Source organism: Microcoleus vaginatus FACHB-2002, assembly GCF_040004035.1.
GTDB lineage: Bacteria > Cyanobacteriota > Cyanobacteriia > Cyanobacteriales > Microcoleaceae > Microcoleus > Microcoleus vaginatus_C.
The window spans coordinates 110,345-136,859 of sequence record NZ_JAMPLN010000003.1 but is presented as its reverse complement, the minus strand read 5'-3'; the positions used below and the strand labels follow the sequence as shown (position 1 = coordinate 136,859).

The following is a 26,515-nucleotide window of genomic DNA, read 5'->3' as shown; positions in this document are numbered from 1 at the left end:
TGCTGATGGGTCAAGACTGCTTTTTTGCCGATTTCCCCGCGATCCCCCTTTTGAAATCCCCAAGTGTCCCGGCAGTGATCAGCTCCGGCTTCACATACCGAACTCTACTTTATGAGTATTATTACTTACTTGAATCCCCCTTCGCCGTCGGCATCCACCCCTCTCTATATTAAGATTATTAAATAAATATTAAATTAGTTTAAGTAACATAAAAAATTTTAATTTTTGTTATTAAACATTATGATGTTAGTTTATATTGTCAAGGTGGACAGCTTCCCCTATTCTTATAGGATAGGAAGCTTTACACTGCCTTACTAAAAAATGTGGGCCTCCCCGTCCAAATTTTTAGATTTCTCAAAGATTTGTAACGGTAATTTCGCTCATCCTCAAAGGAGATTCAAAAATGTCAATTGCCGTGGGAATGATTGAGACAAAAGGTTTTCCCGCTGTTGTGGAAGCTGCCGATGCTATGGTCAAAGCTGCCCGCGTTACCCTCGTGGGCTATGAAAAAATCGGCAGCGCCCGCGTCACCGTAATTGTGCGCGGCAACGTGTCGGAAGTCCAAGCCTCAGTCGCAGCAGGAGTGGAATCCGTCAAGCGCGTGAACGGCGGAGAAGTCGTCTCTACCCACATTATCGCTCGCCCCCACGAAAACCTAGAATACGTTCTGCCGATTCGATATACAGAAGCAGTAGAACAGTTCCGAGGTTACTAAGTTCTTAGCGCACAAAAATTTCGTTTAAGGAAAATTTGTGCGATCGTCAAAAATTAACTGTTTAGTTCCCCAAATATTCAATCAGGAGTAAAACCAATGGCAATTGCAGTTGGCATGATCGAAACCTTAGGCTTCCCCGCAGTGGTAGAAGCCGCTGACGCGATGGTCAAAGCAGCCCGCGTCACCTTGGTAGGCTACGAAAAAATCGGTAGCGCTCGGGTTACGGTCATTGTAAGAGGAGATGTCTCGGAAGTGCAAGCTTCTGTCGCAGCCGGAGTAGAGTCAGTGAAGCGCGTTAACGGCGGACAAGTGATGTCCACCCACATAATCGCCCGCCCTCACGAAAACTTAGAGTACGTGTTGCCGATTCGCTACACCGAAGCTGTAGAACAGTTCCGTGAAGGCGTCAGCGGCATTCGCCCCCTCAACAGATCTTAAGACAGGCGATCGGCTGTTAGGGGCGTTTGGTAATTAAAAATTAAAAATCGCGATGTTTTTGATTTAGCATTTTTAATTTTTAATTGAGGTGGGTATGGGATATTGGTTATTAGTCATCAGTCATCAGTCATGAGTGATTAGTTACTAGACGAAGCTCTAAAAGGCGGACAGCGGACTGAGGAAAGCTAATTAAAAAAAGACAAGTGACAGTGTAAAAATGACAATTACCAATTACCTATTACCTATTACCTAAAATGCAAATGGCCAAAGTTCTCGGCACAGTTGTCAGTACCCAAAAAGAGCCGACGCTGAGAGGATCGAAATTTCTACTGCTGCAATTCATTGATGAGGAAGGTTCGCCAGTTCCCGGCTATGAGGTAGCCGCTGACTGTGTGGGCGCTGGTATCGATGAATGGGTTTTAGTGACCCGAGGCAGCGCAGCCCGGATCGCGCCCGGAAGCGAAAACCGTCCGATCGATGCTCTGGTAGTAGGCATTATAGATACTGTCAATGTAGAAAACCGCCTCATTTACAGTAAAAAAGACGACCCATACGGCTAGTTGCAACCGTTAGCAGTTAGCAGTTAGTGGAAAAATAACTAACAACTAACAACTAACAACTAACAACTAACAACTAACAACTAACAAAAAGATTTTTCAGTTTAGGAGAACTTAATTTATGGCAGTCCGCAACGTTGCGGCTCCCCCGACGCCTTGGTCGAAAAACTTGGCTGAGCCCAAAATTCACGATACCGCCTTCGTACATTCCTTTTCTAACATTATTGGGGATGTGCAGATCGGTTCTAATGTGATGATTGCCCCCGGGACATCTATTCGCGCCGACGAAGGCACTCCTTTTTATATCGGACAAGGAAGCAACATTCAAGACGGAGTAGTGATTCACGGCCTAGAACAAGGCCGAGTCACAGGAGACGACGACAAATCCTATTCTGTGTGGGTGGGGAAAAATACTTCCCTCACCCACATGAGTTTAATTCACGGCCCTGCCTACGTGGGCGACAACTGCTTTATCGGCTTTCGCTCTACGGTGTTCAATGCCAGAGTGGGCAACGGCTGCATTGTCATGATGCACGTACTAATTAAAGATGTGGAGATCCCCCCCGGTAAGTACGTACCTTCGGGAGCCATCATCACTAATCAGAAGCAAGCCGATCGCTTGCCTGACGTTCAAGATTCTGACATTCAATTTGCGACCCATGTCATCGGCATCAATGACGCTCTGAGAACGGGTTATCGCTGCGCTGAGAACATCGCCTGTCTAGCACCAATTCGCAACGAGAAAAGTACCAACCCAAATATGAATCAAACCAAATATTCTACTCATGCCGGCACCCAATTGAGTTCAACTCTTGCCGATAGCATCCGCAATTTACTAGCCCAAGGATACAGCGTAGGAGCTGAACACGCCGATGCACGCCGCTTCCGTACCGGCTCTTGGCGTACTTGCGGCCCGATTTCCTCAACCCGCGACTCTGAAGTAATCGCGGCTTTGTCAGCTTGCATGGCCGAGCACCAAGGAGAATACGTCCGCTTGATCGGGATTGACACCAAAGCCAAGCGCCGCGTACTAGAAGAAATCGTCCAAAGACCGGGAGACAACGGCTCTAACGGTTCTAACGGCGCGAAAACTCACCAATTTAACGGTAAAGTTGCACAAGCTTCCAACCACAATAGCGGTTCTGTGTCAAGCGGAAAATTGAGTGCCGAAACAGTGGCTCAGGTTCGCGGCTTGCTAGCTCAAGGCTACAAGGTGGGGACGGAACACGCCGACGCGCGCCGCTTCCGCACCGGTTCATGGCAAAGCGGGGCTTCGCTGCAAGTGAAAAACGAATCTGAGGCGATCGCCGCTTTGGAATCTGTGATGAACGAGTACCAGGGCGAGTACGTGCGCTTGATCGGGATTGACCCGAAAGCTAAGCGACGCATAGTTGAAGAAATTATTCAGCGTCCCGACGGCCCGGTTGGTCAATCGGCTAAGCCGGCAGGAACATCTAAGTCGGCAGCAACATCGGGATACAAAGCAGCTTCGACTGGTTCGGCCAGCAGCGGAAGTTTGACCGGCAAGACGCTCGATCAAATCCGCAACCTGCTTTCCCAAGGCTACAAAATTGGCACGGAACACGCCGACGCGCGCCGTTTCCGCACCGGTTCTTGGAGCAGTTGCGCCCCGATCTCATCCAACCGCGAATCCGAAGTGATTTCTGCCCTCGAAAGCTGTCTCAAAGAACACAGTGGCGAGTACGTCCGTTTGCTGGGCATCGACTCCAAAGCGAAGCGCCGGGTACTCGAAGAAATTATCCAACGACCTTAATTTGCCTGGTAATTAGCTTGTTTCTCCCGTTAAGCCCTCACACAGGTGTCCACGGGAGAAATCCAAGCGGATTGAAGTTGGACTTGAGATAGTAAAAAAGCTCGATTGAGAAATGTTGGTCAAAATCTAGAATCTTCTGAAAGTTTCTATAAAACGTTAAAGCATCAAGCTTCTCAGTATTAGTAAATTATCGTTTCTTAGATTGACATGGTTAAATTTATCAGTCGAGAAAACCCATAATTTAAAGTCGTTTTATCGAAAAAAATAGCTCCTTTCATGGTGAAGTCGAATGTATTTATCGCCACTGCAATTAAGTAGCAACTCTCAGATTTTGATGAGTGGCGATGTAGTTGTGAATGAGGGTGCGGCGATCGCCCCTGGAGCAATCCTGCAAGCAGATCCGGGCAGCCGGATCTCGATCGCCGCCGGTGCCTGTATCGGTATGGGAGTTATCCTTCACGCCCGTGAAGGTACTCTGGAAATCGCGGCGGGCGTTATTCTGGGTGCAGGGGTGCTGGTGGTAGGTGCGGGAACGATCGGGGAAAATGCCTGTATTGGGGCCGGGACGACCCTAATCAATCCTTGTATCGACAAAATGCAAATTATGGCAGCAGGTTCTCTAATGGGAGATACCAGCCGCCAAGCCGCCACAGAAGAAGCAACCGCAACAGCGCCAACAGCAGCGCCAACATCACCAGAAACCCCCGAAGCCACTACGCCACCAGTCGATCGACCGATCGAGCCGATCGAGCCGCCACAACCCGCCCAAACACCGCCTCAAACTGCGCCAGAGACTGCCCCAGACCCGCCGGAATCCACTGCCGCAGAGCCGCCCCAACCAGGGGAAACGCCAACTATTCTGTACGGTCAAGCTCACATCAATCGGCTGTTGGGGACGCTGTTTCCGCACCGGCAAGCTTTTAATCGATCGGAGGAAAACGGCCAAAGTCTATCGGGCGGTTCCGGGTAGCCGTCATTTCCGCAAAAGACAGCTATGCTGAAGGCAGAAAGATCAAATATAAATAGGTAATCTCATATTATTGGTAGCTCAGCAATTTGTAAGGCCTTGCCGCAGCAATCTGTGTCTTGTAGCTCGTGCAGTCTGTCTTCTCATCTGAGAAACTATAAACTATCAACAAATTTTTATTTTGGGAAGTTTCTAAGGGTAATAGAAGATGGACGGACAAACAGATCGTAACAGTCACGAAGAGCGATCGCAGCGCCAGGAATACTTCAAAGACACTGCTTTGGGTTTGGTATCCACCAAGAGTTTTCCGGCAATCGTGGGGACTGCTGACATGATGCTGAAGTCGGCAGGGGTGATTTTAGTAGGATACGAAAAAATTGGTTCCGGTCACTGTACCGCGATCGTCCGGGGCAGAATTTCGGATGTGCGTTTGGCTGTGGAAGCTGGAGCTCAAACTGCCGAACAGTTCGGGCAGTTTGTTTCTAAGTTGGTGATTGCTAGACCTTTGGCTAATTTGGAAGTGGTTTTGCCGATCGGCTTTCGGCTGACTGAACTTTCGGAAAGCGGCAGTTATTCTCGGCTTAGCAATCAGGCGATCGGTTTGCTCGAAACCCGGGGATTTCCGGCAATGGTCGGTGCTTGCGATGCTATGCTCAAATCCGCAGACGTACACTTGGCAGCTTACGAGAAAATAGGCGCCGGTTTGTGCACGGCAATTATTCGCGGTGCAGTTGCAGATGTAGCAGTAGCCGTAGAGGCCGGAATGTACGAAGCTGAGCGAATTGGCGAGTTGAACGCGGTGATGGTAATTCCGAGGCCTTTGGAAGATTTGGAACAAACTTTACCGCTGGCGAGTTGCTGGATTGAGCAGCGTAAACCTGTGATGATGCCCGTGTCGGTTAAGGAAAAGGAACAAGAATTGATCGAACTTCCAGATTTGGAGAAATTGACTGTTTATGTGGAAGAGGAAATCAATCGGTAATTGGTAATTAGGCCACAAAAGTTTTTAGAGACGTACTGCCGCAAATACTGAGACGAAGTTTGTCAAAAAAATATAGAGTTTACTCGGTAGGACTGCTGGCAACAATTTATACTGAGTAGCGGTCTCAAACTTAATTTGCCGATCGAGCCGATCGCCCCCGCATCAAGAGACACAGAGCACCAAGTAAAACTAGACTTTTGAGATCAAGTCGAGCGTCGGGTAAACAATCGAACTGACTAAGTAAATCCAGCCGAGGTGCAGAGCCTTTCAACAGGATTTAACTACTGTTAAAATAAACCAAAAAGCCTGTTTAGGGTAGATTGCCGGGAATCATTTAAGAGTTACTCTGACTGCGTGTGGATGCTCTTTCAACAGATTAACGGCTGTCGAACTCAAAACTGACTGCACGGGAATCAACCCCCAGCATCAAGCAATCCTGAAAGTTGACCTATGAACCTCAAACAATTTTACAAGCGTGGTTTGCACAGCGCTAAGAAAGGAAACTATGAAGCGGCGATCGACGATTTCGATCGCATACTGCAACTCAATCCCGCCGATGCCAAAGCCTACAACAATCGCGGCTTGGTTTACTATTACATGAAAGACTACCAAAAAGCGATCGCAGACCTCAGCCAAGCCCTAGATATCAATCCTAATTTCTTCGAGGCTTACTTGAATCGAGGTAATGCTTGGCGTCATCTCGGAGAACACGAAAAAGCCATTGATGATCTAAACTGTGCTTTAGCAAATAAGCCTAACAACCACGCTATCTACAACAACCGGGGACTTGTACTTGCTAATTTAGGAAATTACGAAGAAGCAATAGAAGACTACAATCGAGCTCTATCTATCAATTCCCACAATTATAAAACCTATTACAACCGGGGGCGCGCTTACTACCTTTTGGGAGAAAAAGAGGCAGCCACGGAAAACTTTAACGAAACGCTGCGGTTGAATCCTAAATATATCAAAGCATACATAAATCGAGGTCTCTGTTACCACCAACTAGGAGACAATACGCAGGCGATGGCCGATTACAACATTGCACTCGCCATCGATCCACAAAATGTTTATGCCTATTATAACAGAGGTTGTGTTCGCTATAAATTAAAACAAATGCAGCTTGCAATTGAAGACTTTGACAAAGCAGTGGAACTCGATCCGAACTATGTTAAAGCTTATCTCAACCGGGGTTTAGCGCTGTATAAACTTGGAGATGTTGCGGCAGCAAATAAGGATTTTTACCACGTAATGTGCATTAATGCTGAAGCTTATGTATACTACCAAGCCCAGCGGTGTACGCCTGATATTAATTCGTACTTCAAAGAAGCGCCGCAGGTGGAACTTAATAATGCTGTCGAATACTACAACACAACATTAAATACGATGTCAACTTCCTTAAGTTCCGCAGCATTAAACGCGGTCTGGAATCAAGAAGATTTGGAGAACAGAGACTCGATTATCTGTGAAGGTGAATTTATTAATGATTGATTTAGTCAGTAATCAGGGTTCTTCCGTACTTAATGGGCTAAAATGTTACAATAATATCCAATTGTAGCACACTAAGTACGGAAGAACCATAAACATTAACTGAAACTATTCCATAATGCCATTGAAGATTTTAAGTTCAGCCGTTCTCCGGCAAGGGGAAGATCAATTTCCGTTTAACACTTGAACAATTGAATCAGTAAGTTCCTGAAAGCTTGCCCTCCCAAGCCGCGGGACAGCAGCGAGGGCTAGGTTCTCTTCTATATGTTTTGGCGCTTTCATCCCTACAAGGGCACTCAAGAGGCCAGGGGCGCTCCGGGTATATTGGAGCGCCCGCTGGCAGTCTGTTCGCAAGCGATCGCCAAAGGCAGAAGCAATCTTTTCTGGGATCTGACCGATAACCTGCGCTTCACAGATCGACCTACTGGCGATCGCCCAAATGCCTAAGCGATCTGCAGCTTCCAATACTGAAACTTGTTCTCCTTCGATTGTTTGAGTTGGGGTTAGCACCGCTTCCGGCATCCCCATATTCAAAGGAAGCTGGATAAACCGAAACCGATCCTCTCTGCTCCCAGCTACTTCCCGAGCAATGGACTTCGCACGCGCCAGATCGATATGGTAATTTTCAGTTGGAGGTACGCGAAAAGCATTCCAAGTTGCCACACCGTAATTAGCAATTTTTCCAGCTAAAACCGCACCTTCAAGTACCTCAAAAACCTCTCGCAATCGATTGTAAAAAGTATCGGGTTCAACTTGAGAAAGTAGCTTTTCTGGATTGTGAAGATAGTAGACATCGATTGTCTCAATGCCGAGGTTGGCGAGGCTCCAATTAAGCTGATCTTGAATGTATTCTGGGTGGATGCAGTAACGCTCATCAGCCAAATCTGCCATGCTGACAGTAGAGTTGTTTGGCTCGACGTACTGCTGATAAAACCACTCTACATGGTTTGGAGTTGGATGCGGAAGAACGCCACCTTTCGTGCAGATAATTAGTTCATCTCTTGAAGCCTCTCCCGATTCCAAAAGACGCCGGATAGCCTTTCCGACACTCCGCTCTCCGCACTGGTAGCGGTAGTTGATTGCTGAGTCAATTACGTTGGCACCCCGCCGAACCGATTCCACTACAGCTTCCGCCACAAGAGTGTCAGTATACTCATCTGGTTCGCCAAGGTAAGTGCCAATTCCAATCGAGCTGGCAACAAGCGAACCAGTTTCTCGGAAGTGATCGGCTGCACAGTTTTTTTTGTGGCGTTCCCTGTAACGCCCCGTTCCTTCTGCGGTAGCTCTGCCTGCGATCGCGATCGCATTATTATTTCCTAAGCTAACATTCATTAAGTTTAAGCCCTCCTTCATTGAAAATTCTCCTCAAAGTGAGCAAGGTAGAAACGCGAGCGATCGCGCCTCTACATTTTTAGACCAGATGTTTGGGAGCCTCTATTAACTGGCTATTGACGAGATAAGAAAAATAAGTCCGAAACAAACTCGCATCCGCTTGCGGGCAGATAATATTGGTTCCCGAAAGTCCCTTCAACGCATTCTGGCAATCGAATTTCAGCGTCGCAGATTTAGGCATTTCTGTTTCCGAAACTTTTTCCGAAAAAAGACTGACCAGCGGATACAACGCATTTTCAGGAGAATATCCAGCGCGATTGATTACTTCTGCTTGCCAAGTCTCAGAAGAAACTCGTTTAATTGGATAGCCCATTGAGCAAATCCAGCCAAGCAATTCACTCATCTGAAAGGACTGAGGGTTGACTAAATGAAAAGTCTTTCCGAGCAATTCTTTTTGCCTCGAAAGATGAACGATCGCTCGGCTCACATAGTCAACAGGCGCTACATTCATCAGCTTATCGTCATCGGGCGCACATCCAAGTTGCACGCAACCAGCGATTAACCTGTACAGTAAGTCACTGGGATTACAAGCCCCTGTTTGGCTGTCCCCAGAAATGCGGCCGGGCCTGTAAATGCTAACAGGAATCCCGCGATCGCGCGCCACCTCTACTAACTTTTCTGCCACCCACTTAGTCTGAGTGTAAGCGCCTTTTAGACTCTCTCCCGGAGTGAGTTCATCCTCCTCTCGCACGACCTCAATCCCAGATTCTCCCATTGCCGAGACAACGGAAATCGTAGAAATTAAATGCACTGGTTTTAGCTTACTTTGACTCGCCAATCTCAGAACTTCCTGCGTCCCCAAAACGTTAGCGGGTTTGAGAACCGAGTAGGGATAAGTAAACTTGACAAACGCGCCATTGTGGTAAATGACATCAATTTTAGTGGCTAAAACTCCGAACTGCTCCTCGGAAAGCCCCAAAAGTGGTTGAGACAAATCTCCAGAAATTGGGATAATGCGATCGCTGCTGCTTTCATCCCAAATTAAATAGGATTCGAGGCTGCTTTGAATCCGCTTTTTAGCTGATTCTGAATCGGCAGAACGGACTAGACAATAAATTTCTGCTTGAGTTTGTTGCAAGAGATCGCGGAGTAAAAAGGCTCCCAAAAAGCCCGTCGCCCCTGTTAAGAGAATGCAAGCTGGTTCAGTTTTTGGCTCGCTCAATGGAGTTGCAGGGCGAATTGCCGGATCTAAAACAACTTCAGCGTTAATATCGAAACTGGCAGTGCTCACGCCCGCAGAATCCGCCCCATGCTTCACCTCAATATTCTTTGCTAAAGCAGCGATGGTAGGCGCTTCAAAGAAACGGCGCAAGGGCAATTCCTTTTGGAAAGAATCTCTTACCTTTGCTAGCAACTGAGTAATCAGTAATGAATGTCCCCCCAAATCAAAGAAATTGTCATAAATTCCCACTTTTTCCAGCCCTAGCAGTTCAGCCCAAATCTCAGCAAGCATTTTCTCAAGGGGAGTGCTAGGAGCTACAAAAGTATCTGCTAAATCGGCTCTCGCCGCCTCCGGCGCTGGCAGCGCCCGCCGATCTATTTTGCCATTAGCAGTGAGGGGCAATGCTTTGATTACGACAAAAGCAGAAGGAACCATGTAGTCGGGCAGTTTATCTTTTAAAAATGACCGCAGCTCGTTAATAGCGATCGCTGATTCCCTCGCGGGTACAACATAGGCCACTAAGCGCTGATTCCCAGGTTCATTTTCCAGTAGCAAAACTACTGCTTCGCGTACAGCGGAATGTTGAGATAGCGCTGCTTCTATTTCCCCCAATTCAATGCGGAACCCTCGCAGTTTAACTTGGCTGTCGATCCGCCCTAAAAACTCAATATTTCCGTCCGGCAAATACCGAGCCAAATCTCCTGTTTTATACAGACGCGCTCTTGGTTCGGCGTCGAAGGGGTTGAGGATGAATTTTTCTTCTGTTAAGTGGGGTTGGTTTAGATAGCCGCGAGCTAAAGAAGCACCGCCGATGTATAACTCGCCGGACACGCCAATGGCAACTGGCTGCAAGTGCGAATCAAGTAAATAAATCTGCGCGTTATTGATAGGGCGACCGAGAGGAACTGTCTCAGAAATGCAATTTTCTCTGTCTTTGATGGGATAAGCCAGCACGCCTACGGTGGCTTCTGTTGGCCCGTAATGGTTGAAGACTGAGCAGTCTGGGGCGTATTTCTGAATAGTTTCGAGCAAATTCCAACTTAAGGCCTCGCCGCCAAGGATTAATCGCTTTTTCGGCAAAACCTGCGCCGGATCGGAAGCAGTTAATAAAGCTTTTAGATGGGAGGGAACGATTTTGAGACAGTCAATGGAATGCTGCTGAAAGTAAGCAGCGATCGCCTCTGGATCGGTGGCGCGTTCCTGGGAAATTATGTGAAGGCTTCCTCCCGTACATAAAGCTGGAAAAATTACTGTATTTCCTAAGTCTGCTGCCAAGGTAGAAACGGTTGCGAAACTGCCACCTGATGGCAGGTTTAGTTGTTCCTGAATGCTGTAGAGGTAATTGACGAGCGATCGGTGTTCAATTGCCACTCCCTTTGGCGTGCCAGTGGAACCGGAAGTATAAATGACATAAGCTAAATTTTCAGGAGAGAGAGGAGGAGAGGGAGAGGGGGAGACAGAGGGAATTTCTGCATCTAAGCAAAGGATTTTTGCCTGAGTTTTTGGCAATTTTTCGATTAGCTGTTGTTGCGTTAATAGCACTGCCACTCCGGCATCCTGCAACATCAAGGCGAGGCGCTCTTTTGGCATGGCCGGATCGAGTGGCAAGTACGCGCCGCCTGCTTTGAGAATGCCGAGCATTCCGGCGATCGCATCCACAGATCGCTCAGCACAAATTCCCACTAATCCTTCGGATTTTACTCCTAATTGTTGTAGGTAATCAGCGATTTGGTTGGCGCGGGTGTTGAGTTCTCGGTAAGTGAGCTGCTGATTTTCACAGATAACCGCAAGGCGATCTGGTACGCGCTCTACTTGTTGTTCAAAGAGCTCGTGAAGGCACTTGTCTTTTGGGTAATTTTTCTGTGTTTGGTTGAACTCAACTAAGACTTGGTGGCGGGCGCGATCGCTCAGAATTTCCAACTCGCCGATAGCGGTTTCTGGCTGATTAGCTGCACTTTTTATTAAGGTGTAGAATTGCTCTGCTAAACATTGGAGCGCTTGTTCCCCTATCAAGGCCGGATCAGAGTGAAACTCAGCGATGAGAGCATCCTCTCGGCGCACGCAGGAGAGTTTAACTTTGAAGCGATCGCCGCAGACATATTGCTGGTAAATTGAAAAATCTACGCCAGCCGCCGCATACTTTTCTAGTTGTTCCTCAAACTCAAAACAAAATGGAAATCCAGGCGAGGCGTTTATATCTTCCCTGTTGAAATATTCCTGCCATTTATAAGCATCGCTTTGGGATTGCTGAATTTCCTGCCAGAATTCCTGAAAGGTAAAATTTTCTTGCAGTTGGGTGCGAAGCGGTAAAAACTTGGCAAATAGACCGAGTGCTGGCTCTAATTCTTCATATTTGCGATTGTCGAAGGCGGTGCCCATAATGATTTCTGCCTTTCCCAACCGCCGCCAGAGCAACGTTTTCCAGCAAGCTAGAAAGAAAGCAGATATTGAGGTGTCGTACCGGCGGGCGATCGCTTCTATTTCTTCTAGTAAACTCAGTTCTATTTTAACCTCACAAAAATTCGGTTCAAATGGGTTGGACGCGCTGACTTTTTTATTTTCAAAAGGCAATTTTAAACTGGCTAGCGCCGAGTAATCCCGCTCAGTCCAATATTTTTTGCCCTCTGCCGCCTCTTCATCCTCAATCAATTCATTCTGCCATTCCGAATATTGGACATATTGCACCACTTCGTCGGCCAGTTCCTGACCTTGCAAGCAAGCTGCATAACACTGACTAATTTCTCGAATTAGATTTTTGATGGTGCGGAAATCGGCGCACAGGGAAGGGAGGCTGACAAGCAAAATGTGCCTGTTTGCTGATAGAAAAATTAAGGATAAGCGCCAAATTGGATTTTGCTCAAAGTTGAAAACTGAGCGCTTTTCGTTTTGAAAAATTTCAGGGAGTTTAGCCGCTTGTTCTGGCGCGGTAAAGCATTCAAGATTAACGATATGCCAGGAAATTAAGCTGCGATCGCCGATGACTTGAATCGGAAATTTAATCCCAGAACGTCCCTGAAAGCTGGTTCGCAGAATTTCGTGGCGATCGCTAACTTTTTCTAAGGCTTTTTTTAAAGCTTCTGTTTGAAGCTCGCCTTCTAACAGAATGGCGCACTGTGCCCGATAAGCGGGACTATCTTGTTGCAACAGCCACAGATATTTTTGTTGAGGAGAAAGCCGAAATCCATTAATTGTTTGCATTGGTTATATTGCTTTATGTTTTAGGATTGCCAGGGACTAAAGTCCCTGGCTAATAGATCAAGTCCGTTAAAACTCACATCTTGCACCCTTCTCAAGAACAGGCAAGATGCCTGTTCCACAAAGAGTAGATTTTCTTGTGGGGTGGGCAGGAGAACCCGCCCATAAAAGGCTGATTGAGAATGGTGCAACATATAAGTTAAAACAGACTATGGTCAAGGCGTTGAAGTGGCTACTAATGGCAATTTTCAATTCGTAGCAGAGTCGGCTAAAGCCGAATTTGGCGGGATAAAAGTCAGCTTTTAAATCTCGGCTTCACCGATCATTTCGCCCATCGCCACCACAATTTTGCGCGACCCGACAAATGGATTGCGGCTGTGAGCAGCCAACATATTATCTAACATTAATATGTCGCCAGCTTGCCAAGGGAAACTAACGGTTGCCTGCTGATAGACGGCCTGAATTTCTGCCATTACCGAGTCTTCAATGGGAGTGCCGTCGCCGTAATAAACATTGCGAGGTAGGTTTCCTTCTCCAAAGACAGATAATAAGGAGTTGCGGACGACCGGATCTAAGCAGGAAATGTGGTGCAAAGGAAGTTGGTTAAAAAATACCATTTCTCCAGTTTTGGGGTGCTTGGCGATCGCCGGCCTCCGCTTGCAAGTTCTGAGCTTATTTCCGTCTTTCCACTCAAATTCTATGCCCGCTTGACGGCAATATTGTTCCACCTCAGTTTTATGCGCCGTTTTGAAAAATTCTTGCCAGCTTACATCGAGTCCGTCGGTGTAATTGCGGACGTACATCAGTTGCTTTTGGGCGAATTTTTCTCGGAGTTTGGGGTCTAGCAACTGATAAACTTTCCGGCAATCAACGATCGGGGTTTCGCCGCCTGACTGCGCGGGTTGAACGCAGAAAAACCAGATTTTCATGGGCCAGCGGTGCAGGTGCGAACTTTCGTTGTGAAAGAAGATGGTTTGGTCGGCAGGATAAGGGGTCGAACCGTAAACTTTTCCACCCATTCCTTCGCGCGGCAAATCTCCGTACTCGCTGAACAATTCCGGACAAATCCCCAAGGCAAACTGCTCGAAAGTAGAAACTAAGGGATCGGTAAAGCCTCGAAACAAAATTGCACCGTGTTGCTGCAATTTTGTCTCGATCGATGGTCGGTTGTTTTTCGCCCAATCAATGAGATCGACATCGCTGGCAGCGGGTTTAATGACTAGCGGGAATAGTTCCCCAGGCTGGAGAAATTCGGTTTTTATCAACTCGCCGTCTGGCAGAGTGACTACTTTCGGTTTAACACTCTTAAACTTGCTAAAATTTAGCTTTTCGCGCTTGACTTCTTGCATTGCTTGTTGTTCTTTTTCCGCTTCCGTGAGAATTTCTAAGTTATTTAACCGAGTCTCAGGCTCTGCCACAATGCTGTTGAGTAAGGTTTCAAAACGGCTGGACATTTGCTCGATGGCGGCGGCCTCGAAAAGGTCAGTGTTGTACTTCCAAGTGCCTGCAATTCCTTGCTCGGTTTCTCCCACGAAGAGAACTAAATCAAATTTGGCGGTGCCGCTGTCTTGTTCTAAGGGTGTCAAAGTTAACCCGCCTAGCTCTAAAGCAGGCATGGGCATATTTTGCATGACGAATAAGACTTGAAAGAGCGGTGTTTGATTCAGGCTGCGATCGGGCCGCAATTCCTCCACCAATTTGTCGAACGGTAAATCCTGGTGAGCGTAGGCTTTTAAGGTGACTTCGCGCACGCGATCGACCAATTCTATGAAAGTAGGATTGCCACTGAGATCGCCGCGCAAAAGCAAGATATTGACAAAGAAACCAATCAGAGCCTCTGTTTCCAATTGGGTGCGGTTGGCGAGGTCGGTGCCGACCACCATGTCATCCTGGTTTGTCGATCGATATAGCAGCGTTTCAAGAGCAGCTAGCAACGTCATAAATAGGGTGACATTTTGTTGGCGGCTCAGCTTGTTGAGCGCGGCGGAAAGGTTTGGGGAAAGCTGGAAAGGTTGAAGGGCAGCGCGATAGGTAGAAACAGCGGCGCGCGGTTGTTTTGCAGGCAGTTGCAGCACTGGTAAGGGATTGCCTAAGTGTTGCTTCCAATAGGCAAGTTTTTCTTCTAAAACTTCCCCAGAGAGCCAGTTTCGCTGCCACACGGCATAATCGGCGTATTGGATTGAAAGTTCGGGAAGTGGGGAGGGTTTGCCAGTGCAAAAAGCTTCGTAGAGGGTTGCCATTTCCCGCACGAGTACCCCAAGAGACCAGCCATCTGCAACGATGTGATGGATGGTTAGCAATAAGATAAATTCTGTGTCGTCTAACTGTAGCAAAGTGACTCGCATTAATGGCCAGTTTGCTAAGTCAAAAGGTTGTTGCGCTTCCTCGGCGGCGAGTCGCATGGCTTCTGCTTCTCGCTGAGATTGAGGAAAGTGCTGCAAATCTATAACTGAGAGGGCGAAAGTCGGTTCGGGAATTATCAATTGAATGGGCCGCCCTTCCACCTCGCCAAAAGTTGTCCGCAAGGCTTCGTGGCGATTGATAACTGCTTGGAAACTGCGCTCTAATGCTGTTACGTCGATCGCACCTTTCAAGCGCACGGCTGCGGGGATATTGTAAGCCGGATCGCCCGGTTGCAAGCGATCGAGAAACCACAGCCGCTGTTGTGCGAAAGACAGGGGCAATTCTGGGCCTCGCGGTGCGCGATCGATCGGGGGTGCTTCCAGTTTTTGCTCGCTGCTGCTGATTTGGGAAATGCAATCGCTCAAACTTGCCACTGTTGGCGATTCAAATAAGACGCGCAGGGGCAATTCAATTTTAAAGGCTTCTCGCAGGCGCGCGATCGCCTGAGTAGCTAATAGCGAATGTCCTCCCAATTCAAAGAAGTTATCCTCGCTGCCAATTCCCTCAATCCCTAACACTTCGCTCCAGATGCCAGCAACCATTTCCTCCAGGGGCGATCGCACCGCGGAGATCGCGCTTTTTTCCGGTGCAGGCAGCGATCGGCGATCCACCTTCCCATTCGGCAAAAGCGGCAGCGCCTCCAGCAGCACGAAGGCTGAAGGCACCATATATTCCGGCAATTTTTGTTTTAAATCGCCGCATAACTCATCTGCAAGGCTCGAAGATTGAAACTCTGATAAACTGTTTTGTGCCTGGTGCCCAGCGATATAGGCGACTAGACGCTTGTTGCCGGGGTTATCTTCCCTGACGATAACTGCCGTCTCCCGCACCGCTGGATGTCGCTCCAATACAGCCTCTATTTCTCCTAGTTCGATGCGGAAACCGCGAATTTTTACCTGGCGATCGATGCGCCCTAGAAATTCGATCGTTCCATCGGGAAGCCACCGCCCTAAATCTCCGGTTTTGTACATTAAATCTTTGTCAATTCCTGGCAGCGGTTTTGCCGTATTTGGAAAGGGATTTTCAACAAAGCTTAATTGAGTATTCTTTTCATCTTTCCAATAGCCCTCGCCGACGCCAAATCCCGACACGCAAATCTCTCCCGGCACTCCGATGGGAACTAACTTCATCTGAGAGTCGAGGATGTAAAGATTTAAATTGGCTAGGGGTTGGCCAATGGATAGCGATCGCTGATTTTCCGGCAAAGGTTTTTCAATAATTGCCTGCGTAATATCGTCAGCCGCTTCTGTAGGGCCATAAGCATTGACAACGCCGATAGAGGGATACAGGCGCAACCACTGATTCGCCAACTCTACCGAGACGGATTCTCCCGTTACCATCATCCATTTTAAATTGGGGAACGCTCGTTGCTGCGGCGAGAATTTTGAAAGATAGTCTGTCAATCCTCGGACAACGGTGGGAACGAGTTCGACGAGGGTTAATTTGTGTTTTTGAATTACCTCAAACAATTTTTCTGGATTGCAAATTGTTTCCGCGTCGGCAATTACGGTTTTTCCGCCAATTAAAATAGGCGCTAAAAATTGCCAAACCGAAATATCCGATGAAGCGGGAGCGCTTTGCAAAAAGGTAAATTCATCAGTCAATCCCAGGGATTCAAATTGGGCGTAAATGTGATTGATCGCGCCGCCGTGTCGGATAATAGCTGCCTTGGGCAATCCGGTGGAACCGGAGGTATAAATCGCGTAAGCTGGATCGGTGCCGCGATTGCTAGTTTCTAGATTGGCTGCGGGCAGTTTATCGAAATCGCGGCGATCGCATATCTGAACCTCGGAGGCGGATCTCGTCGCGCCCTCCGGCTTGACATCTAAACAAGCCCAATATTTTAACTGAGGGCAATACTCGATTTGGCTTGCCAAAATCTCTAAAAATGAAGCGTCTGTTAAGAGAATCCGCACTTCGCTGTGAGAAAGCATATAGCGAATTCTCTCCGGAGGATAAGTGCTATCAATGGGAACGTAGACTCCCCCCGCCTTTAAAATAGCGAGAATAGCGATGAGAAAATTCGGACTCCGTTTTTGCAGAATTCCCACCAGTTGTCGATTTTTGACTCCTAAACTCTGCAAAAATCTGGCGAGTTGATTCGCTTTTGCGTTCAGTTCGCGATAAGTTAACTGAGTTTCTTCAAAAACAACAGCTATTCGATCGGGCGTTTTTTCGACCTGGCTTTCAAATAAATCGTGAATCGTTCGCTCGACAGGATACTCTCTAGCATTGTCGTTAAAAGTTTCTAATAGCTGGCGGATTTCAGATTTGCTTAAAAAACTAAGATCCGCAATTTTCAGGTGAATGTTGTTGGTGACGTTTTCCAAAAGATTGACATAGTGTGCCGTCAGTCTTCTGATGGTTTTCTCTTTGAAAAGCAAGTCGCTGTAGTCAATTTTGCCGACTATTCGATTCCCATCGACTTTCAAAGCAATTGTTAAATCATTGCCGAGTTCCGCGAGATCGCTTGCAGAGTGAATGTTTTCCCATAAAACCGCTACGTCAAAAATTGGACAGCGGCTCTGAGTTTCGGAAAGTTTTAACAACCGCACTAATTCAGCAAACGGATAATTTTGGTGGCTGTAGGCCGCGATCGCAGTGTCTTTGACTTGGAGCAGAAACTCTTTAAAAGTCAGTTGAGGAGTGACCGTGGAGCGCAGCGGAACCACTCGATTAATTAAGCAATCGCTTTTTTCTGGGTTATAAACCGGCGAGCCGACAATAACATCCCTATTGCTCGTATATTTGTGGAGCAGTATTTTAGCGGTAGCGAGCAGAATTAGATAAATTGACAAATCGGATTTTTTCGCCAACTTAAAAATCGCTTCAGACAGTTCGCTCGACAGTTCAAAGGCGACCTCTCGCTCTTTGCCGCTATCTAGCACAGGTCTTACATAATCGGCTATCAAAGTTGTCTCCGGCAGTTCCCCGGATAGCTTGTTTAACCAATAAATTTTTTGAGACAACAAGTTATCTGAAATGGGGGTAATTGGTCTGATTTGATTGGCTACGGCTATCATCGATCGTCTCCTCACATTTTAAAAATTGGAAAAAATTAGAGCAATTAGGAATTCAAGCAATCGGACAAGGCTTGTTGCAAAATCGCACAGCCTTTTTGCAAAATTGACCATTCGATAGTCAGGGGAGGCAATATTTTTATAGCCGTATCATTTCTCCCAACTCTTTCCACGATTAATCCCAACTCGAAACACCGCGAAGTGACTTTTTTAGCAAAACTAGCAGCGCCAAATTTTTCAAAATCGATGCCCCAAATTAAACCAATTCCTCGGATATCTATTTTTTCGTCGATCGGAGCAATTTCTTCCGCCAGGAATTTTTGTAAAAAGAACTCTTTCAATTGGACTTCGCGTTCGAGATGGATATTTTCTCGATACTCTAGAGCAGCGGTAGCTCCTACGAAAGCGAGTTGATTTCCCCGAAATGTACCTGTATGTTCGCCCGGTTCCCAAATATCTAACTCAGGTTTAATCAACAAAAGCGACATCGGAAATCCGTAACCGCTGATCGATTTGGAGAGAATTACCATATCGGGAACGATATTAGCTCTTTCAAATGAGAAGAATGGCCCTGTCCGCCCGCAACCCACTTGAATGTCGTCGCAAATTAATAAAATGTCGTGGCGTGAGCACAAGTCTCTGAGTTGTTGCATCCACTCGACGGGCGCGACAATTACTCCCCCTTCAGCTTGCACAGTTTCAAAAATAATTGCCGCTGGTTTTTCGATTCCAGAATTGACATCATTTAGGACTGCTTCGATATAACCGATAGTATTAAAACTTTCCATGAACCCATAGGGATAGGGCATAAAAGTTACATTATTTGAGGTTACGCCTGCCCCCGCTCTCGCTGCAATATTGCCAGTCGCAGCTAAACTGCCTAACGTCATGCCGTGATAGGCTCCCATGAATGAGAAAATGCCCGGTCTTTTCTTGATTTTTCTGGCTAATTTCAAAGCCGCTTCAACGGCATTCGTTCCCGTTGGGCCGCAAAACTGAACTTTATAATCCAGCTTTTTCGGTTCTAAGACAGACGAAAAGAATTTTTCTAAAAATTCTTTTTTGGCTGAGGTGTGCATATCTAATCCGTGCGCGATCGCGTCCGATGCCAGATAAGCTATTACCTTCTGCTTGATATAGTCATTGTTGTGCCCGTAATTCAGCGCCCCTGCCCCTGCTAAAAAATCGATATATTCCGCTCCTGTTTCGGAATATATGATAGAATCTTTTGCCCGATGGAATATATCAGGAAAATTTCTGCAATAGCTTCTGACATTAGACTCGCGACTTTCAAAAATATTCGCTGGCTGACTTGGCTTTTGTAGGGCGATGCGATGCATGGCAACTTTCTCACTCTAGTTGATTTGTTAGTTAGGCGGCGGACAATTCAAAATTAAACGTTACTTCTCTTTCCAGACTTAACGTCATGGGATACTCGCGATCGATCGGCAACATCAAGTCCTTTAGGAGCGCGTTTGGTTGCGCCAAGATGCCCTGAATCAATCTCTCGAAATCCTGCAGAATGTGAGTAATTGTGGCTAGCTCGAAGCGGCGGAAATCGTAATTGATGCCGATGCAGAACTTGAGATCCGGATACACGGCAACAGTCAGGGGATAGTTAGTCTTGTAAAAATTTGGCGCATCGGAGAAAATCATCGAGTTCGAGATTTCTAGATTGCCTTCCCATTTTTCCAAGAGTGAATCCACAGGCGCGTTTTCATACACCAAGATACTCTCGAACAAAGGCCTGCTTCGCGGCACTTGACTCCACCCTTGAATATCAACTAGCGGACTCCACTCGTACTGGCGCATTTCCAGTAATTGTTCTTGAAGCTGCCTCAGCCAAACTAGCAGAGATTGGTCAGAAGCTACCTCGATCCATACGGGCAAGCTGTTAACAAATAGCCCAATTAGTGGCTCGTCTTGTAGTAATTCTACTGGGCGTCCCGCCACCGTACATCCGTAGACGACTTTGCGATCGCCGCTGTAGTAACTGAGCAGCATCGCCCATGCTCCCTGAAAGATTGTACTCAATGTAAGCTGGTGCTGCCGCGAAAAAGATTGCAGCGCTGCTGTAGTTTCTGGCGATAAATAGATTCTCTGTTCGTCGTATTTTTCCTCGGAATTGAAGGCGCTGCTAGCATCTAGATTGGTGAGGGAAGTAGGCGATCGCAATTCTCCGAGCGCCTGCCGCCAGTACGTCTGGGCTTTCGCTACATCTTGCTTTTGCAACCATTCGATGTAGTCTCGGTAGGGAATGCTGGGCCCTAAATCTACCTTTTTTTCCTCACAAATCGCCTCGTAAATTTGAAGCACTTCCGCGAGGATCGTGGGGATTGACCACCCATCCATCACGATAAAATGTCTGCTCCAAATAAATTGGTAACAGTTGTCAGCTAGGCGAAACAAAGCCAGGCGCATCAAACACTCTTGGGAAAGGTCGAACCCTAAGGCGCGATCGCTATCCAGAAAAGTATTTAATTGCTCCTCCTGTTCCGCAGGATTTAGCCCTCGCCAGTCGAATTCCTCTAAGGGAACTGTTACTTGCTGATATACAACTTGTAAGGGTTTGTTGATATCTTGCCAGAAAAAGCCTGTCCGCAAACTCGCGTGTCGGTTTGCTACTTGCTCCCAAGCGCTAGAGAAAGCGTCAACGTTGAGATTTCCCCGCAACAAAAAGGGCATTTGGAAAAAATACAGTCCCAATTCCGGAGCGAATAAGCTATGAAATAGAATGCCTTTCTGAATCGGCGAAAGTTCGTAAATATCCTCAATGTTTTCTACTTGCATGATTTTTTTTTACCTGCGTTGGTTGATTTTCGCTAAGAAGCGCTCGAGGTCTTTTTGACTCAAATTGGCTTTGGGGAAGTCAGAAGGCGTGTAGGTTCCTGTTTCGGCAGACTGACAGTGGGCGGCAAGCGATCGCAAATTATCCACAAAATCTTTAGCTAGTTTTTCGATGGTGGTTCGTCGGTAGGCTGCTTCGCTATACCTCCACTCTAGTTGCAGCCTATTTTGTCGCACGCCGGAGTCAATTTCGATCGGATAGCGCCGATTTCCTAGCAGGCTGCTGCTCGCGCTTTCAACTAGCTCAAAGGCAAAAGATTCAGGCAAAATCGGATCTAATTGCTCGCGGTAGTTAAATTTAACCTGCGATCGATCCAAGGCTTGCAAGTGCGCCGCTACTTCTGCGCGATCGCCCAAATAGCGCAGTACCCCAAAGCCAGCACCTCGATTGGGTACGCCCCGCACCTGCTCTTTAATCGCCTTTAAAGCTTCCCCAGGCCCAGAGATGCCCTTGAGAACGAGCTGCACCGGGAAAATCGCCGCAAAGCAGCCGATCGTGCGCGACAAATCGATATCTTTGGCAAAAACTTCTCGCCCCGACGCCTCCAAATCCACCAGCAAGGAATCCGCTTTCGTCCATTGATTAAAAGTTTGCACCAATGCAGTCAGCAATACTTCGCTCGTTTGGGTTCCATAAGCTGCTGGAACTTTTTGCAGTAAACTGCGAGTTTCTTCAACATCAAGCGAAACTAATACAGGGTTTGCCCGATCGTTGCTTGGAGAATCAACGGGCAGTTTCGAGACTTCTTGACGCGCAGCGAGCCAGTAATCTCGCTCTTGCTGAATTTGTGGCGATTTGGCGTACTCTTGCAGAAATTCTGACCACCGTTTAAAAGTTGCTGTTGCGGGCGGTAATTCTACCGATTGCCCCTGACTTAGCTGCGCGATCGCCGCCGAAAGTTCCTCTAGCAAAATTTTCCAGGAAACTCTATCTGCCGCTAGTTCGTGAATCGTTAATAGCAGGCTATTGGGCCGATAGTTTCCCTGGTTAAACAAAGCCACTCGCCAGAGAATTCCCTCGGCTGGATTCAAACTTTCTTTCAACTCGGCCGCAGCGGTTTCTAAAGCCGTTTCTCGTTCCCTAACTGGCAACGCCGATAAATCGATGTATGAGAAAGGTTCTGTTTGAATTTCATCTAAACTACCGTACATTTGCTGCCAACCCGATTCTGTATGGAGAAATCGCAGGCGAAGAATGTCGTGGCGATCGAGCAATTGTTGCACCGCTTGCTGCCATAGTTCAGGAGCGATGTCCGAGTCGGTTTTAAATAAAAAGCTCTGGCATTTCCCGGAAATTTTTTCTTCTAAAAATTCCTGCTGTCTTGGGAGAATAGGCAGCAGTTTTTCAGTCGTCTCAATCTGGTCTGCAACGGCTGCAAGAGCCGCCACAGTGGGACACTCAAACAGTTGTTTAGGCGTTACGCGCAAGCCGGATTGATTGATTTTGGCGACGATGCGAATGCTTGATATAGAATCTCCGCCTAACTCGAAAAAGTTATCATAAATTCCTACTTTTTCGACCTCTAGCATTTGCCCCCAAATCTGGGCGATCGTTTCCTCGGCAGGCGTGCGAGGTTCTGCGAAAGTTCCTTCTAATTTCGCTCTGGCACTGTCGGGTTCTGGGAGCGATCGCCGATCGATCTTTCCGTTAGGAGTTAAAGGCAAACTTTTGAGCGTTACAAAAGCCCAAGGCACCATGTAATCAGGCAATTTTGTCGCTAAAAAACGGCGAATTTCGCTGCTGCTTGGCGCTTGTTTCTGATTAGAAACAAAAGAAGCCACGAGGCGCTTTTCTCCCGGCGCATCTTCCCGCGCCACCACTACAGCCTGCGCGATATCTGGATGCTGCCCTAAGGCTGCCTCAATTTCTCCCAATTCAATGCGGAAGCCCCGGATTTTTACTTGATTGTCAATTCGCCCGATGAATTCGATGTTTCCGTCTGGCAAATAACGAGCCAAATCCCCAGTTTTATAAAGATGTGCCTGCGCCTCAAATGGATGGGGAATAAATTTTTCTGCGGTTAATTCGGGGCGGTTGAGATAGCCCCGCGCCAGACTGCTGCCGCCGATGTGCAGTTCCCCAGGTACGCCTACTGGCACTGGCTGCAAATGGGAATCGAGTAGATAAATCTGGGTATTTACTATAGGTCTGCCGAGTGGAACTGTCTCGGAAATTCCTTTCAATTCTTCGCCATACACTTGATAGGTTAGTACGCCCACCGTCGCTTCTGTTGGCCCGTAGTGATTGAAAATAAGGCAATCTGGATTGATTTTACGAACCTTTTCAATCAATTCCCAGCTTGCAGCTTCACCGCCTAAAATTAGCCGTCTTCGTGGCAAAATAGACTCGGCGACAGAAGAAGTTAAAAGAGCAGCAAGGTGCGAGGGAACAATCTTGAGGCAATCGATAGAATGGCGGCGGAAATATTGGGCCAGTGCTTCTGGATCGGTTGCGCGCTCCTGGGATACTATATGGAGGCATCCACCGAAACATAAAGAAGGGAAAATCGCTGTATTGCCCAAGTCTGCGGCGAAGGTAGAAACGGTGGCAAAACTGGCACCTGATGGCAGGTTTAATCTTTCCTCAATAGCGTACAGGTAATTGAGCAGTTGCCGGTGTTCGATCGCGACTCCTTTGGGCGTGCCACTGGAACCAGAAGTATAGATGACGTAAGCTAAATTGTCAGAAGAGGCGCGAGGCGTGTAAGCGGCAGAAACAGTGGGAATGTCTGTATCGATGCAAACAATATTTACCTGAGTTTTCGGCAAGCTTTCGATGAGCCGCTGTTCTACGATCAAAACCTTCACCTGAGCGTCTTCTAGCATTAGCGCTTTGCGCTCTATTGGGGTCGTTGGATCGATCGGTAAATAGGCGCCACCGGCTTTGAGTACGCCCAGCATTCCTACGATTGTTTCTAAGGAGCGATGCGTGCAAATTCCGACAATTGACTCTGGCTCAACTCCCTGTTTTTGCAGGTGATGGGCGAGTTGATTGGCGCGATCGTTGAGTTCTCGGTAGGTGATTGTTTGGTTTTCAAAGACGACGGCAATGCTGTCTGGGCTGCGATCGGCTTGTTCTTCAAAAAGCTGGTGAACGCATTTGTCTGTCGGGTAATATTTCTGGGTTTGGTTGAACTCGACGAGAAGCTGGTGGCGATCGCGATCGCTGAGTATATTTAATTGACTGATGGGTATTTGTGGATTTTTTAAGGCACTTTCTAACACAGCCTGGAAGTGTTCTGACAAGCGCTTGACATCTTCAGCTTCAAATAAAGCGGAATCGTAGTGAAATTCGGCGGTTAGGCAATTGCCTCGTGAAAGGCAGGAAAGTTTAAGTTTAAATGGCTCTAGGCAGGCATCTTGCCGATCGAGGAAAAATGAAACGCCAGACTCGCCATATTTCTCTGGCTTTGTTTCGTACTCAAAGCAGATGGGCAAAAAAGCGTTACTTTTATCGGATTCTAGAGTTTCTTCCCAGGTGAAATATTCTTGCCAAGTGTGAATATCTTTGAGATTAAGCTCAACTTGCTTCCTCACTTGTAAGAAATTTAACTCGTCTTGCACTGGGCATCGTAGGGGTAAGTATTTGCACAGCAGTCCCAGAGAGTGTTCTAATTCTTCATATTTTCTGCCGTCAATCGCTACGCCGACGATCGGGTTGGGCTGTCTGGTAAGCCGCCCAATCAGAATTTGCCAGCAAGTCAGCAGGAAAGCAGAAATATCGCTTTGGTGTTTTTGGGCGATCGCTTCCAGGCTGTTCAACAAATCACCCCGAATTTCCACCCTTTCTACTTGTGGCTGAAATTCCGCTTCTCGATTCTTCTTTTCCCAAGGAAGCGTTAATAAATCGAAAGCTTCAATGTTCAGCTTTCGCCAGTATTCTTGGCCGCTTGCCGTTTCTTCTGATTCGAGTAGCTCATTTTGCCACTCAGCAATATCGGCATATTGCATTGACTCATCAGAAAACTCTTCCCCGCACGCGCAGGCTGAGTATGAAAGACTGAGTTCGCTGGTGAAATTTTTCAGGGTGGCACTATCTGCAATTAAGGCAGAGAAGTTCGCCAGCAATAGGTGCTTGTCTTGGGCGAGAGTGACTAAAGAGATATGCCAAAGTGGGCCGCGCTCAAAATCAAAAGGAAGCAGGTTTAGTTCCTGAAAAAGCGCTTCAATTTTAGCGTCTTGTTCTTCGGGAGACAAACCACTCAGATTGTATTCCGACATAGGAACTTCACCAGTGCAGGCGATCGCTTGCAGGGGTAGTGTCATCCCAGGCAAGCAGTGAAAGCTAGTCCGCAGGATTTCGTGCCGATTCACGACATTTTGCAGCGCACTTTTAAGAATTTCTCGATCGAGGTTTCCTGTAATTAAAATTGCACCTCGAACGCGATAGATCTGTTTAGGATTATTTTGCTGTAACCCCCACAAGTGCCGTTGCTGTGGAGAAAGTCTAAACCCTTCGATTGTTTCCTTTTGCATATCTACTGTTCCTTTCATGGGTCTAAATGTCTTGACAGCTAAACGGTTCTGCCATCCCGACAACAACTCGACGCGAACCAGAGAATGGGGTACGTCCGTGCGCGGCTAGCATATTATCTAGCAGCAAGACATCTCCTTCTTCCCAAAGGAAAACAGTTGTTGCTTGCTGATAGCAGCGACGAATTTCGTCTAATATAAAATCTTCAATGGGCGAGCCATCGCCGTAATAAGCATTGCGGGGTAAATCTTCCTGTTTAAAAGAAGTTAAAAGCTCTTTGCGAACGACGGGATCGAGATTGGAAATGTGGAAGAGGTGAGCTTGATTAAACCACACCATTTCCTGCGTTTTTGGGTGCTGGGCGACAGCTTGACATATTTGGCGAGTTCTCAAGCAATCGTCACTTTTCCATTCTAACTCAATTCCAGCTTTTTGGCAATACTCTTCTACCTCTATTTTGCTATCAGTATTAAAGACATTTTGCCAGGGTAAATCTACGCCACCGCCGTAATTTCGCACATACATAACCTTTTTTTTGGCAAACTTTTCTCTAATCTTTGAATCCAGGCTTTCAAACACTTTGCGGCTGTTAGCGATCGGGGTTTCTCCTCCCTGTTCGGCTTTCTTGACGCAGAAAAAAGCGATTTTCAGCGGCCAATTCCGAGAATAAGCCATTTCATTGTGCAGTGGGATGAATTGCTCGGCAGGATACTCGGTGGAAGTGTAGATATTTCCGCTCACTTGGCTACGGGGAGTTGAGCGAAAAGAATATTCCAACAATTCGCCCGCAATAGTTTGAATAAACTGCTCGAAACCATTCACCCCTCCGACTTCAAAGCCTCGAAAAAGTATTCCTCCATGCTTCCATAACTGCGTTTCAATTGATGAGCGATTGTTCTGTGCCCAACCCGCAAGATTTAGTTTTTCTACTGTTGGCTGAACAACTAGAGGTAGAAGGTTTTCGGGCTGGAGGTAGGCGGTTTTGACTAATTCCTCTGAGGACAGGCTGACGGCTTTGCGCCTAACTGCTCCTAACTTTTGGGAATTAAGATTCTTTGTTTCTGTATTTGTCATAGTGTTTGGTTGGGTGAAAATTTTCTC

The 26,515-nt window shown here is 47.1% G+C and carries 14 protein-coding genes; 7 read left to right on the top strand and 7 right to left on the bottom strand.

Features of this window, described 5'->3' with window-relative positions:
- Positions 1-403: 403 nt before the first annotated feature.
- The 7 genes from NDI35_RS03520 to NDI35_RS03490 all read left to right on the top strand — a co-directional run bounded on the left by NDI35_RS03520 (position 404) and on the right by NDI35_RS03490 (position 6,924).
- Positions 404-715: a carbon dioxide-concentrating mechanism protein CcmK gene (locus NDI35_RS03520; protein ID WP_006635059.1), complete on the top strand. Its 312-nt coding sequence runs from the start codon at positions 404-406 to the stop codon at positions 713-715.
- A gap of 96 nt (positions 716-811) precedes the next feature.
- Positions 812-1,153 carry a carbon dioxide-concentrating mechanism protein CcmK gene (locus NDI35_RS03515; RefSeq protein WP_006635058.1) on the top strand — a complete coding sequence of 114 codons (342 nt, stop codon included), beginning with the start codon at positions 812-814 and terminating at the stop codon, positions 1,151-1,153.
- 254 nt (positions 1,154-1,407) lie between these two features.
- Positions 1,408-1,713, top strand: coding sequence for a beta-carboxysome shell vertex protein CcmL (ccmL, locus tag NDI35_RS03510; protein ID WP_006635057.1), 306 nt, complete (start codon positions 1,408-1,410; stop codon positions 1,711-1,713).
- A gap of 118 nt (positions 1,714-1,831) precedes the next feature.
- Positions 1,832-3,484 (top strand): beta-carboxysome scaffolding protein CcmM, encoded by a 1,653-nt coding sequence (ccmM, locus tag NDI35_RS03505; protein WP_445311521.1) that lies wholly within the window; start codon positions 1,832-1,834, stop codon positions 3,482-3,484.
- Between the two features lie 289 nt (positions 3,485-3,773).
- On the top strand, positions 3,774-4,454 hold the full coding sequence (gene ccmN / locus NDI35_RS03500) for a beta-carboxysome scaffolding protein CcmN (protein WP_445311520.1): 681 nt from the start codon (positions 3,774-3,776) through the stop codon (positions 4,452-4,454).
- 205 nt (positions 4,455-4,659) lie between these two features.
- Positions 4,660-5,433 (top strand): beta-carboxysome assembly protein CcmO, encoded by a 774-nt coding sequence (gene ccmO, locus NDI35_RS03495; RefSeq protein WP_333300595.1) that lies wholly within the window; start codon positions 4,660-4,662, stop codon positions 5,431-5,433.
- Positions 5,434-5,883: 450 nt separating this feature from the next.
- Positions 5,884-6,924: a tetratricopeptide repeat protein gene (locus NDI35_RS03490; protein ID WP_445311519.1), complete on the top strand. Its 1,041-nt coding sequence runs from the start codon at positions 5,884-5,886 to the stop codon at positions 6,922-6,924.
- A 162-nt stretch (positions 6,925-7,086) separates the two neighbouring features.
- Here the strand turns inward: NDI35_RS03490 and NDI35_RS03485 are convergent, their stop codons facing one another.
- The 7 genes from NDI35_RS03485 to NDI35_RS03455 form a co-directional block, all read right to left on the bottom strand.
- Positions 7,087-8,274, bottom strand: coding sequence for an aldo/keto reductase (locus NDI35_RS03485; RefSeq protein WP_445311518.1), 1,188 nt, complete (start codon positions 8,272-8,274; stop codon positions 7,087-7,089).
- Positions 8,275-8,332: 58 nt separating this feature from the next.
- A complete protein-coding gene (locus NDI35_RS03480; RefSeq protein WP_445311517.1) occupies positions 8,333-12,673 on the bottom strand; it encodes a non-ribosomal peptide synthetase family protein in 4,341 nt (1,446 codons plus the stop codon).
- A gap of 299 nt (positions 12,674-12,972) precedes the next feature.
- On the bottom strand, positions 12,973-18,096 hold the full coding sequence (locus NDI35_RS03475; protein ID WP_445311516.1) for a non-ribosomal peptide synthetase: 5,124 nt from the start codon (positions 18,094-18,096) through the stop codon (positions 12,973-12,975).
- A gap of 44 nt (positions 18,097-18,140) precedes the next feature.
- The gene (gene ectB, locus NDI35_RS03470; protein ID WP_445311515.1) at positions 18,141-19,433 is read right to left on the bottom strand and encodes a diaminobutyrate--2-oxoglutarate transaminase; all 1,293 of its coding nucleotides are present in this window, start codon (positions 19,431-19,433) and stop codon (positions 18,141-18,143) included.
- Between the two features lie 31 nt (positions 19,434-19,464).
- Positions 19,465-20,883 carry a condensation domain-containing protein gene (locus NDI35_RS03465; RefSeq protein WP_445311514.1) on the bottom strand — a complete coding sequence of 473 codons (1,419 nt, stop codon included), beginning with the start codon at positions 20,881-20,883 and terminating at the stop codon, positions 19,465-19,467.
- 9 nt (positions 20,884-20,892) lie between these two features.
- Positions 20,893-25,416, bottom strand: a complete 4,524-nt coding sequence (locus NDI35_RS03460) for a non-ribosomal peptide synthetase (protein WP_445311513.1) — start codon at positions 25,414-25,416, stop codon at positions 20,893-20,895.
- Positions 25,417-25,438: 22 nt separating this feature from the next.
- On the bottom strand, positions 25,439-26,488 hold the full coding sequence (locus tag NDI35_RS03455; protein ID WP_445311512.1) for a TauD/TfdA family dioxygenase: 1,050 nt from the start codon (positions 26,486-26,488) through the stop codon (positions 25,439-25,441).
- Positions 26,489-26,515 lie beyond the last annotated feature (27 nt).